This window comes from Deltaproteobacteria bacterium (assembly GCA_019309545.1).
Lineage (GTDB): Bacteria > Desulfobacterota > Desulfobaccia > Desulfobaccales > Desulfobaccaceae > Desulfobacca_B.
This window is the reverse complement of the sequence record JAFDGA010000041.1, coordinates 1-10,426: the sequence shown is the minus strand read 5'-3', so window position 1 is coordinate 10,426 and position 10,426 is coordinate 1. Positions and strand designations below refer to the sequence as shown.

General features: G+C 53.4%; 11 protein-coding genes. 2 read left to right on the top strand and 9 right to left on the bottom strand.

Features of this window, described 5'->3' with window-relative positions; all coding sequences use genetic code 11:
* Positions 1-167: 167 nt before the first annotated feature.
* The gene (locus JRG72_10500; GenBank protein ID MBW2135634.1) at positions 168-1,058 is read left to right on the top strand and encodes a phosphate-starvation-inducible PsiE family protein; all 891 of its coding nucleotides are present in this window, start codon (positions 168-170) and stop codon (positions 1,056-1,058) included.
* A 94-nt stretch (positions 1,059-1,152) separates the two neighbouring features.
* Here JRG72_10500 and JRG72_10495 read toward each other — a convergent pair whose 3' ends face one another.
* From JRG72_10495 to JRG72_10455, 9 genes are all read right to left on the bottom strand, one after another.
* The gene (locus JRG72_10495) at positions 1,153-1,644 is read right to left on the bottom strand and encodes a hypothetical protein (GenBank protein MBW2135633.1); all 492 of its coding nucleotides are present in this window, start codon (positions 1,642-1,644) and stop codon (positions 1,153-1,155) included.
* Positions 1,645-1,766: 122 nt separating this feature from the next.
* The gene (locus JRG72_10490) at positions 1,767-3,062 is read right to left on the bottom strand and encodes a radical SAM protein (GenBank protein ID MBW2135632.1); all 1,296 of its coding nucleotides are present in this window, start codon (positions 3,060-3,062) and stop codon (positions 1,767-1,769) included.
* A gap of 11 nt (positions 3,063-3,073) precedes the next feature.
* Positions 3,074-3,649, bottom strand: coding sequence for an aminoacyl-tRNA hydrolase (locus JRG72_10485; GenBank protein MBW2135631.1), 576 nt, complete (start codon positions 3,647-3,649; stop codon positions 3,074-3,076).
* Positions 3,650-3,662: 13 nt separating this feature from the next.
* The gene (locus JRG72_10480; protein MBW2135630.1) at positions 3,663-3,992 is read right to left on the bottom strand and encodes a hypothetical protein; all 330 of its coding nucleotides are present in this window, start codon (positions 3,990-3,992) and stop codon (positions 3,663-3,665) included.
* Between the two features lie 93 nt (positions 3,993-4,085).
* Entirely contained in the window at positions 4,086-5,021 is a 936-nt protein-coding gene (locus tag JRG72_10475) for a ribose-phosphate pyrophosphokinase (GenBank protein MBW2135629.1), read from the bottom strand.
* Positions 5,021-5,896, bottom strand: coding sequence for a 4-(cytidine 5'-diphospho)-2-C-methyl-D-erythritol kinase (gene ispE / locus JRG72_10470; GenBank protein MBW2135628.1), 876 nt, complete (start codon positions 5,894-5,896; stop codon positions 5,021-5,023). Before ispE ends, JRG72_10475 begins: the two co-directional genes overlap by 1 nt.
* A gap of 2 nt (positions 5,897-5,898) precedes the next feature.
* Positions 5,899-6,321 (bottom strand): DUF1844 domain-containing protein, encoded by a 423-nt coding sequence (locus JRG72_10465; protein ID MBW2135627.1) that lies wholly within the window; start codon positions 6,319-6,321, stop codon positions 5,899-5,901.
* A gap of 82 nt (positions 6,322-6,403) precedes the next feature.
* Positions 6,404-7,984 carry a phosphoglycerate dehydrogenase gene (locus tag JRG72_10460; protein MBW2135626.1) on the bottom strand — a complete coding sequence of 527 codons (1,581 nt, stop codon included), beginning with the start codon at positions 7,982-7,984 and terminating at the stop codon, positions 6,404-6,406.
* Between the two features lie 3 nt (positions 7,985-7,987).
* Positions 7,988-9,133: an alanine--glyoxylate aminotransferase family protein gene (locus tag JRG72_10455; protein MBW2135625.1), complete on the bottom strand. Its 1,146-nt coding sequence runs from the start codon at positions 9,131-9,133 to the stop codon at positions 7,988-7,990.
* A 306-nt stretch (positions 9,134-9,439) separates the two neighbouring features.
* On the opposite strand from JRG72_10455, the gene JRG72_10450 reads away from it, so the two are divergent.
* The gene (locus JRG72_10450; GenBank protein MBW2135624.1) at positions 9,440-10,183 is read left to right on the top strand and encodes a ZIP family metal transporter; all 744 of its coding nucleotides are present in this window, start codon (positions 9,440-9,442) and stop codon (positions 10,181-10,183) included.
* The last annotated feature ends 243 nt before the right edge of the window (positions 10,184-10,426 follow it).

Below are 10,426 nucleotides of genomic sequence, written 5' to 3'. Positions count from 1 at the left end.
AAGATAAGACCACTAAATTGGAGATTATAAGGGTCCTATGAAGACTTAGTTCCTTTGTGCCAAAAAAATTTGCCCAAAATCGAGCTAAAAGACAATCACGGTTTTTGCAACGGTGTCATTTTGGGACTGGTAATTAAATTGCCCAAACAGAGATAAAAGTAGATAATATGACCACCTTCAGAGAAATTAAGGATCATTACCGGTTTTCCGAGTCAGAGATAGAAACTCTGAGAGAGTTGCTGCCCGTGGTAGAGCCCTACATGAATCAGATTACTGATGATTTCTACAACTTTTTAAGAGAAATGCCAGGGACCGCTCAATTCCTGGCGGACGAAACCCTTCTGGTTCGTCTCCGTCAGGCTCACCAAGGCTGGCTCTTGGATCTTTTCCAAGGCTCCTTTGACGAGCGCTACTTTAAACGCTTACAGCGCATCGGTCACGCTCATGTGCGTATCGGTCTGTCGGCCCATTTTGTATATGTCGCCATGAACTTCATCCGGGATCGCCTGCGACGAGTTATTGAGGCGGAAGTCGATCCCGACCTGCAGCCCCCGGCGCTCCGGGCGGTGGATAAGATTCTCGACCTCAACCTGGATGTTATTGCCCGCACCTACCACGAAGAAGAGTTACGCCGGGTTTTCCTAACTTTTAAATTGGATGACGCCGTGATCCGCTTTGCCCATCGCTTTACTTTTGGCCTTAACATGACCCTGGTGATCGGATTGCTGGGTCTCTCCGTGGGCGCGGTGGTAATGATAATCAACGATGTCATCAATGTCTTCACGAGCCAGTTTGAAAAAGCACTGCTCGGCGCCCTGGGGTCTTTGTTGATCTTATGGCTGGTGATTGAATTGCTGGAAGCGGAGATTGAACGCCTGCGAGGCGGCGCTTTCAAGTTGCACCTATTCGTCGGGGTCGGCCTGGTCGCCTTTATCCGGGAAGAATTAATTTCCTCTATAGCTCACAAGGACATCACTCTTCAGGCACTTTATATCGGCGGCATCTTGGTATTAGGCTTTATCTATTGGCTGTTGTCCCGCAGTGAAGTCCAGAGATAAGCTAATCTCCAGCCGAGTGTTTCCGCCAGCCGGTTCGGTAATTTTGGGATTAAAGCCTGATTGCTGCTTTACCGGGCTGGTCAAGAGACAAACCCTAAATCTCGGCGATGATGGCCTCGGCCGCCAGTTTTAATTCCAGATTTTTGGTGGTCAGAGACATAGTCCGCAGTTTGCCTTGCAACCCCTGTTGTTCTACCCGGCTCCGGGACCGGACCTGGGCCTGCAGACAATTTAAGACTTCCTTGACTACCTCCGGGTCGGAATAATCCAAAAACAGCATCAGGGTGCTCCAATCTTCCGGCATCCCATATTCGGCTAGGAATTTTTTGGCTGTGGCCTCAAATTTAGGAGTGCCGCGGTGGGCTTCCAAAGACCGCAAAGCTTTCTGGTATTCCGGCCGGCCGCGTTTGCCCGCAAACAGGGCCTCGGCCTTTTTCAAGGCCTGGATTCTGATCCACTCCGCCTCAGCTTTGCGGCCGCGGCGAGGCTGGCGCTGGGGAGTTGCATGGCGGGAGCGATCCTTCCGGCGATCGATATCCCGCCAGTTCGGACGTTCCCGTTCATCGTTATCCCATTTGGGTGGCATCGGAAATCTCCTTTGCTAGTTACTAACCTAGGTACAAAATACGGCTTAATAACCCAGGGGCAGGCTTACTCTGGCCGTACACCAGACAAAAAATAAGAGTCAATTTGTAATAATTGCAGGTATCAAAAAATCCAGTTCGGATGCCGGGCGGTGATTTCGGGGAGATAATCCCAGATCCAGTCGGCTATTGCCGGGGAGAGATAAAAGTAAGGCCACAGCAGATTGTCGGTTTTACTGATTACCCCTTCCGCCAGGGCCTGGCGGTATATGGTGGCTCCAGGATATATGCGGATGCCGACCGTCAGATTGACCATTTGCGGCTGATACTTCTCCAGCAGGGCGACGCTTTCCTTCACTGTCTCCGGGGTCTCTCCCGGACCGCCAAACAACAGGAAACAACTATATGCCAACCCGGCCTGCTCCAGCAGTTGCAGGGTGTTCTCTACCTGGCCCCGGCCATAGCCCTTGCCCAGATTGGTCAATACTAAATCAGAACCGCTCTCATTGCCCACCTGCACCCGGTAACCGCCAGCTTTACGGATCAGGTGGAATAATTCAGCATCAGGGAAGGCAGGATTGATAATGCAACTCCACTGCACCGGCAGATTAAGGTTTTTAACTGCCCGGCAGAGTTGACGGGCATAATCCAGGGGATAATTAAAAATGTTATCAATAAAATAGAACCGGGTCAAGTGCCAGCGGTCATGGCAGTAGGCCATGAAGGCCGCTACCTTCTCCGGAGACCGGGTGCGCAGCCGACGGCCTTCGATCAGCGGGGTTGTGCAATATATACAATTCATAGGGCAGCCGCGTCGACTCTGCAAGGTTATCATCCCTGCCAGTTTGGCGTTCCCCACTGCCTCGTGATACTGAATGGGAGTAAAATACTCCAGGGCCGGATCGGGCAACTGGTCCAGGTCCAGCACCGGCTCTGGGGGATTGCACTGCCATTGCCCATGTTGCTTCCAGATCAGCCCCGGCACCCGGTTAAATTCGCCCTGGGGATAAGCCTCAAGTAAAGCCCGGAAACTGAGTTCGCCGTCCCCGACAATGCCAAAATCAGCCCCCAGATAATCCATAAATTCGCGCGGCAAAATACTGAAGGCGCCGCCGCCCAGGGCTATTGGACCTTGGTAGTGCTGCCGCAGCCAGTCAAGCAGGTTTTTTATTTCCGGGAAAAAGAATACCGGATAACGGCTGTCCTGGTTGTCGACATTGCGCAGGCCCAGGGCGATGATCTCGGGCTGAAATTCCTTGAGCAGGGACAAAAGCTTTCCCCGCGGATCAGTTTCAAACATGAAATCCACTACCCGGAAGGCATGGTCAGCTCCTACTGCGGCAATTACTGAGGCCAGGCCCAGGGGTAGAGGAGGAACGATCAGACGTAAGCGGTTGGGAGAAATAAATAACACCCGCAATGGCCGCATCCTCAGGGGGCTGGCACCGGGCCATGGAAGCGGCTCATGGCTTCGCCGACCCCGGCGGTGAGCAGAGTTTCCACCGCCTCGGCGGCGCGCTGAACCATAGCCTTAAAAATTTCCGCCTCCTCTGGGTAACAGAGGCTTAATACATAATCTTCAATCGCTTCACCCTGTTGGGGACGCCCGATTCCAACCTTAATCCTGATAAATTCCTCGGTTCCCAATACCTGAATAATGGAGCCGACCCCCTTATGTCCGCCGGCCCCGCCCCTGAGGACGATTTTCAAGCGTCCCAGCGGCATATCGAGGTCGTCATGGATGACTATCAGGTTTTCCGGGGCTAACCGAAAATAGGCCAGCAATTGCGAAATCGGGGGGCCGCTAAGGTTCATGTAGGCCTGGGGCTGGGCCAGGATAACGCTTTCCTGATTAACCCGGCCCTGGCCCCAGCGGTTGGCGAGGCTCCGTTTGGAAAGAGCAATTCCCCAATGCTGGCTGAGTACCTCTATTACCTGGAAACCCAGGTTATGACGGGTGTGCTGATATCGAGTGCCAGGATTGCCCAAGCCGGCCACCAGACGCAACGTCCTTGACCTTTCAGGTGACTTCCGGTGCGGGACCAGACGCTGGCTGCAGGGCGATAAAATCCAGATGCAGCAAATAGTCCCGGAAAGGATGGCGCTGTACTTCCTGGACCCGGGCCCGGACGCGACGCTCCCCCTCCGGCCCCTCAATTTTAAGGAGGACTTCCGAGTTTACTCTGTCCAGGGACTGGCGGTTTAAATCATGAGTTCTAATTTTAAGCCACAGTGGCTGGTGCGGCGGTTGGTGGAGGATGGCCGGGACCATTCCGTCCCGGCGTAAGGCCCGGGAAGGACCTGTGCCAACCCGCTGGCGAATCCTGGCCGACAATTCAGGAAGAGCCATGAGTTTCCCTCCTCATCATCCGGGTAATAATTCTGGCCCGAGGGCAGATAGGGATGGGAGTCGTGAGAATTTATCTTTTCTGAGCAAAGAGATTCAGACAAATAGAGCACTGACCGAATCCTGCTGGTGGATACGTTTAATGGCCTCCCCCAACAGCCCGGCCACCGAGAGCACCGTGATCTTTTCGGAGGTCTGGGCCTCTGCTGACAAGGGGATGGTGTCAGTGACCACCAGACCCTGGAGCAATGACCCCTGGATATTGGTGACCGCATTGCGGGATAGGACCGGATGGGTGACCGCGGCATGGACCAGGCGGGCGCCATGATGCAAGAGGATTTCCGCGGCACTGACCAATGTCCCCCCGGTATTGACCATGTCATCCAGAATGATGGCCTCTTTGCCCCAGACATTGCCGATCAGGGTCATGGCTTTGATGATTGGCCCTTCACGACGTTTATCGATAATGGCCATGGTGGTATTAAGACGTTTGGCAAAGGCCCGGGCCCGTTCGACTCCGCCGGTATCGGGAGAGACTATCGTCGGTTCCGGACCGAATTTCTGTCGCAGATAGTCTAGTAGCACTGGCGTGGCAAAGAGATGGTCTACCGGAATATTGAAAAAACCCTGGATCTGACCAGCGTGCAGATCCATGGTCAACAGCCGTTGAGCCCCGGCGACGGTAATCAGATCCGCCACCAATTTAGCGGTGATCGGCATACGGGGCGCGGTTTTGCGGTCCTGGCGGGCATAACCATAATAAGGCACCACCGCGGTAATGCAGCCGGCCGAGGCCCTTTTTAGAGCATCCATCATTACCAGCAATTCCATCAGGTGCTCGTTTACCGGGCTACAGGTGGGCTGAATCACATAAACATCTTTGCCCCGTACATTCTCATTGATCTCCACCGTGATTTCGCCGTCCGAAAAGCGCCCGACATTGGCTTGGCCTAAAGGAATCCCTAAATAATGGCAGATCTTCTCGGCCAGTGGACGATTAGCATTACCGCTAAAAACCTTTAATTCATCCATCAGCAAGTCTCCTTTGGGCCAATCAGCAGATGGTCGCCAGAAATCCCCTGGGCAACCTGGATCCACTCATCCAAAGAGCTCTCAAGGTGCTGGGCTGCCCGCCGGGCTGCTTGAGGGTTTGCAAAAACCCCGAAAACGGTAGGGCCACTGCCGGACATTAAGGCGGCCAGGGCACCCTGATCACCCAAGGCCGCTTTGAGAATCGCCAGTTGTGGAAAAGCCTTCATGGTTACCGATTCCAGATCATTGTAAAACCAACTAGCCCAGGTCTCCGGGGTTAATCGGGCACTGATTTCCGCATCACCGGGGCTGCCTAAGGGCAGCGTCAGATTGGCATAAACCCAGGCGGTAGGAACCTGGATTCCCGGATTAATGAGAACATACCAGTAAGCCGGCAACCTCAAAGGCGTCAATTGCGTCCCGATCCCCCGGCCTAACGCTGGGCCGGAGAGCAGGAAGAACGGGACATCGGCTCCAAGCTTACCGGCCAGTCGATGCAAAGCCAGGCCCGAGAGAGGATAGCCTTTCAGGGCATTTAGCCCCAATAACACCCCGGCCGCATCACTGCTGCCCCCGCCTAACCCGGCGGCTAGGGGGATGTTCTTCCGGAGCTGGATCTGGACCCCGAACTCCTGGCCGATCTCGGTCTGAAAAGCTTGGGCTGCTCGATAGGCCAGGTTGCGGCTGTTTTTAGGCAACTCCGGATGATCGCACTCCAGAACAATCTCCTCCCCGGTCAGAGTCAGGGTAACCCGGTCGGCCAGAGTCAAAGGTTGCATCACCGTGATCAGATTGTGGTAGCCATCCGGACGTCGGCCTACCACTTTGAGGCACAGATTAACCTTGGCGGGGCAGACCCGGGTAAAGGCGCGCACCCTTATCCTCCGGACCGCGAGACCTCTTTGACGTATCGCATCCGCAGATCATAAAGCATATGGTCGAAAAGATTCTCTTCCTCAGGGGTAAGGTTGTTTCTGGTCTTCTCCCGCAATAATCCTAAGAGATCAATGGTCTGCTTGGCCAGCGGCAAATCCTTTTTCTTTTCTCCCGTAACTGGATCGGGAAGCTCCCCCAGATGCAAAAACGCGGAGGAACTGAGCGAAATGAGAAAGGATGAGAAGGTGATCTCCGGCAAGGGACAGGTCCGGGATTCGGCTTCCGGCTGACACTCTTCCGAGGTTTGGCCGGCTGAACCTCCCTCCGACCGGGTTTCTTCCCGCAGCCGAGCCTTCTCTTCCTCGCTCTGGAAAAAGAACCGTCGATCTTTAACAGTGTAACCTTTATCCTCGGTTTCGGCCATGCCTGTTGTCCTCCTCCATGCCTATCGGCTTGATTGGCATTCCGCTACAGAACTCGTCGATCTTCCAGAACCTTACTCCAGTCTAAAGTTCCAACTGCATGGCTTTGGCTACATGAGGCAGACTGCGCACCTCTTCCAAACACTCCGGGGTTACCGGGGTATCGGTGGTCAACAGGATGACATTCTGCCCTCGTTCCTTTTCCTGGCCGACCTGCATCCGAGCGATATTAATATTATGCTTGCCGATGGTGGTGCCGATCGAGCCAATCACTCCAGGCCGGTCGGTATTATAAATGAATAACATGTGTCCTTCGGGCAGGGCTTCCAACCGGAATTCATTGATCCGCACCAGCCGGGGCTCGTATTTTCCGAAGATCGTCCCGGCCACGGTATATTGCTGGCTTCCAGAGCGCACCGAAAGCCGAATCAGGGTGGTGAAGTCTTCAGCCGACTCGATTTTAGACTCGGTCAGATGAATTCCCCGACTCTTGGCGATGCTGGGGGCGTTAATGTAATTAACCTCATCATGCATCACCGGATACAATAGGCCCTTGAGCAGGGAATGAGTCAAGGGTTTGGTTTCCAGTTTGGAGACTTCCCCGATGTAATCAATGGCAACGCTATCAATCGGGCCTTCAATGATCTGGGCCTGGAAACTACCCAAGGCCTCGGCCAAGGTCAGATAGGGCCGGGCCTGGGCCAGCATTTCGCCGCTCACCGCCGGAGCGTTGACGGCATTTTTGATGGTCCCATTGAGCAGATAATCCACCACTTGCTCGGCAATGGCAACGGCCACATTTTTCTGGGCCTCTTCGGTTGATGCCCCTAAATGAGGGGTGCAGATGACGTTGCCCATAATCAGCAAAGGAGAACCTACCGGTGGCTCTTGTTCAAAGACATCAATAGCTGCCCCGGCCACAAGCCCTTCTTGCAAGGCATCCACCAGCGCCGCTTCATCAATCAAACCGCCCCGGGCACAATTAACAATCATTACGCCCGGCTTCATTTTGCGGAAGGCCTCGCGATTAAGAATATAAGTGGTATCCTTGGTTTTGGGAGTATGCAGGGTAATGAAATCAGAACGGGCCAAGAGATCGTCAAATGATACCATCTCAACCCCGCAGGAGGTCACCATCTCCCGTTTGACATAGGGGTCATAACCCAAGATGCGCATCTTTAAACCTTGCGCCCGGCTGGCCACCACCGTACCGATGCGTCCCAAGCCAATGATCCCTAGCGTCTTGTTATACACCTCCCGGCCCTGGAAACGCTTCTTTTCCCAGCGCCCCTCGCGCATGGAATGTGCTGCCTGGGGGATGTTCCGGGCCAAGGCCAGAAGCATGGAAATCGCGTGTTCCGCGGTGGCAATGCTATTACCCCCGGGAGTATTCATGACCACGATGCCCCGTTTGGTGGCCGCCCCGATATCGACATTGTCCAGGCCGGTGCCAGCCCGGCCGACCACCTTGAGGCGATTGGCAGCGTCGATCACCGGAGCAGTGACTTTGGTGCCACTGCGGATGATTAGGCCATCAACATCTTGAATTGCTCCCAATAATTCGGCCTGATCCATACCTAACTGAACCAGCACGTCGATATTCGGACTGTTTTCCAGCACCGCGATCCCGGCTGGATGCAGGTCGTCGCTAACTAAGACTTTCATGGTTTAGGCCTCCCCAAACAAGATCTGTTCTGCCGCTCGGACCCCGGTCCCCAGTTCTACTTTGTAACCCAATTCATTCAAGACCACTTCCAAAGCCGCAATCGCCATAATCACATCGAAGGAATCAATATAGCCCATATGGGCAATGCGGAAGATCTTGCCTTTGGCCTGGGCCTGTCCGCCGGCGATGGTCAGACCATATTTCTCTCGGAGTAATTTGACTACTAGCTGCCCGTCGATGCCCGCCGGCGCCTGGATCGCGGTCAGGGCCTCTGAGGGGTTATCCTTAGAAAATAGCTCCAGTCCCAGCGCCGCTACCGCCGCCTTGGTAGCCCGCGAAAGTAAACGGTGGCTGGCAAAAATCTTCTCCAGGGTCTCTTGCCGGATATAAGCCAAAACATCCTTCAGCCCGATCATCAGAGAAACTGCCGAGGTGTAGGCCCCCTGGTTTTTCTCCAGAGATTTCTTTTCCTTGGCAAAGTTGAAATAAAATTTCGGACAGCGGGAGGAGTTAACAAATTCCCAGGCCTTATCGCTGAGACCAGCAAAGGCCAGCCCCGGGGGCAGCATCAGCGCCTTCTGAGAGCCGGTTACCACCACGTCCAGATGCCATTCATCCATCGGCAAAGGATACACTCCCATAGCGGAAATGGCATCTACAATCAAAATAACCCCGGAGCGATCCTTGATAAGCTCGCCCAGTTCCTTAACCGGGTGTTTAACCCCGGTAGAAGTCTCATGGGCCTGGACGCAGACCGCCTTGATCTCTGGATTGAGTTGCAGTCGCTCGGCCACCGCCTCGGGGGTCACGGCCCGACCCCATTCAACATCCAGGTTCTCGGTTTTAACGCCATAGGCCTCGCAGATTTCGCCCCAACGCTCACCGAACTTACCGCCCCGAATAACCAGGGCAGTTTCTCCCGGCGACAGGGTGTTGGTGATCGCCCCTTCCATAGCCCCGGTACCAGAGGCCGCGAAAATCAGGACTTCGTTTTTGGTCTGATAAAGATACTTGAGACCCTGCCGGATCTCGGCCAGCACTTCTGCAAATTCAGGAGCACGGTGATGAATGATAGGGGTGGCCATAGCCAGCAAGGTGTGGGGCGAGATCGGTGTCGGCCCCGGTGCCATAAGATAACGCTTTTTCATAATTCCAGGTTTCCTTTAACACGCAATTTTCCGGACCCACCGGAAGTTTTGATTCTATATAGAATTTTCTTGAAATAATTAATCTATTTTTTTATCGCGGACCTGTCAAGAGGGTTATCCCCTGAAATTTAAAGTCAAATATTAATCAAGCCCTTCGGCTCCCAACCTGGTCTAATATCTAAAATAGCATTGTCTTGCAAATTAAGGCGCCAAGATTATTCTAATCTAACCATCATCAGGTACAATGTTGCCAGATGGGCAAGATATTGGTTAAGGTAGCGTTAAAAACATGGATTATCTCAAATTATGGACCTGATTCTGATAGGAAGCTTGGCAAGTCTTTTGGCGGGGTTGGCTACGGGCGTCGGAGCCTTATTGGTTTTCTTTGTCCGCCAGGTTTCGGATCGATTCCTTGATGCCGCACTGGGCTTTGCGGCCGGAGTTATGCTGGCTGCCACCTCATTCAGCCTGATCGTTCCTGCTATTGCCATCGGCGGAATTTGGAAGACTGTGGTCGGCATTGTTGCCGGAACATTATTCATTATGGTCACCGAAAGATTTACGCCCCACATGCATTTTGTCACCGGAGTTAAGGGCCCTTCTACCCGTCTTGATAAATTATGGCTGTTTATTCTGGCCATAACTATTCATAACTTTCCGGAAGGAATGGCGGTGGGCGTCGGTTTTGCCGGCGGTGACATTAAAGCCGGAACAACCTTGGCCATTGGCATTGGCCTCCAAAATATGCCGGAAGGATTAGCAGTAGCCTTCCCCCTCTTGAGAGAGAAAAATACCCGAACCAGGGCCTTTTTAATCGCTTTATTGACCGGACTGGTCGAACCGGTGGGAGGATTGTTAGCTATTTGCGTAGTTTCCCTGGGAAAGTTCCTGCTCCCTTATGGGCTAGCCTTTGCGGCTGGGGCTATGCTCTTTGTGATCAGTGAAGAGATAATCCCGGAAACCCATTCGCGCGGCAATGACCGGCAAGCTACGATCGGGGTGATCATGGGCTTCATTATCATGATGGTTTTAGATAATCTTTTTCAATAGAAAACCAGGGAGCCTGGCAAACTAGGTCTTCCGTGCTTATTTTTAAATTGTCGCTTAGATCTGGCAGTTGACAGGTCTTGGTAGATTAACAAATCTGGGTTAAAATAAAAATCAAAATCTGCTAACATCGAGGGTTGACTCATGTCTGATGTGGTAGAAGTAATAATTTATGACGCGCCAGCGGCCAAAGTCAGCCAGAGCTGCGCCTGCGGCTGCGGTGGGCATGATCATGGCTCCGGATGT